This is a genomic window from Prevotella veroralis DSM 19559 = JCM 6290, from assembly GCF_000377625.1.
In the GTDB taxonomy this organism is placed as follows: domain Bacteria; phylum Bacteroidota; class Bacteroidia; order Bacteroidales; family Bacteroidaceae; genus Prevotella; species Prevotella veroralis.
This window is the reverse complement of the sequence record NZ_KB898351.1, coordinates 1-1404: the sequence shown is the minus strand read 5'-3', so window position 1 is coordinate 1404 and position 1404 is coordinate 1. Positions and strand designations below refer to the sequence as shown.

The following is a 1404-nucleotide window of genomic DNA, read 5'->3' as shown; positions in this document are numbered from 1 at the left end:
CCTATTGTCTGTTTCCAAAGAAGCCGTGCATCAATATACAAAGAACCATGGACACACAGCTTGCATTGTTCTGAATTCGTCGAACTCACGTTAAATTACATTTGCCATATACGGATGTAATAGTTTCTCTTGATTGCCTTAATCATTATAATCCTAATCTTTGGGCATTGGCGAAGATAAAGGCATATCAAATGTGTAAGGAGCCATTTATCCATGTTGATGGAGATGTCTTTATTTGGACACGAATAGATGAATGTTTAAAAAATCATGATCTAATCGTTCAAAACGAAGAGACAACATCCGATTATTATAGGGAGATGTGGCGTTATGTCCGTCCTGCTATAAACTTTATGCCGGGAGAAATGAAAAGATACGACCTACATATAGACAATAAAGCTTATAATATGGGGCTTTTTGGAGGGTATGATATTGATTTTATTCAACGATATACATCAATGGCATTTGATTTTGTCGATAAAAATCTAGAAAAGGTAAACAAGTTGGAAGGTTCTAATTTTAATATATTCTTTGAACAGGTATTACTCTATGAAATGGCACTGTCCTCAAATAAATCGATAGGATGTTTTATTCATGAGAACATTGGGGATAATCAATACCATAACTTTGCTAATTTTGATGATGTCCCAGACAAAAGAAATTACTTGCATCTGCTTGGTTTTTATAAAAAACAATTGCAAGTTTGTAAAAAAATGGAATCTTTCGTTATAAAAAACTATCCAGAGTATTACCAAAGATTGGAGAAGCTTTTTTCTTTACCTACAGTTTTGGAATCCTCAGGGTTTAAATATACTAAGCAAGAGTCTTCTATGTTAGAATATGAATATATGAAAGAGCTTATATTTGGCAACAAACTTTCTTGTGGAAAGAATTCTGTACTTATGCGAGATTTAATTTCTCTAGGAAAAAGCAAAGTCCTTCACCAGCTCTTATCCACTAGTACAGAGTTTTTTATATTGCCTACTACAGATTTTCATTGTCAAAGTGATAAAATAATTTTAACAGGATTACGCGATAGTGAATTGACTTTTCCTGCTTTAAAAATAGATACGATCATTTTTAAGTCCATCGGGAAAATTTGTAAGCGAAGCACCTTTGAAAGTAGAGCCTTAAATTACCTCGATGAGTCTTTCCCTGAGTCCGAAAAAAAGAATTATATAAATGTTTTATGGAAACGGATTTTCCTACTTGTCGATATTGGTGTTATACTTCCTGTTACAAAACAAGAATATGATTATATGATATTAGGAAATAAATTAATGGACTAAGTGGATGCCTTAAAGAACACATAGTATCTAACTAAAAATCTTATCTCAATGGAAAAGATCAATCTTTCCGAGTTCCAGGAGAACAGCCTTGCAATTACTGAGATGCTTAGTACATCTG

1 protein-coding gene is annotated in these 1404 nt (G+C 32.9%); it reads left to right on the top strand.

The window, feature by feature from the left end; genetic code table 11:
* Positions 1-101: 101 nt before the first annotated feature.
* Entirely contained in the window at positions 102-1286 is a 1185-nt protein-coding gene (locus D464_RS0112340) for a DUF6734 family protein (protein WP_018911626.1), read from the top strand.
* The last annotated feature ends 118 nt before the right edge of the window (positions 1287-1404 follow it).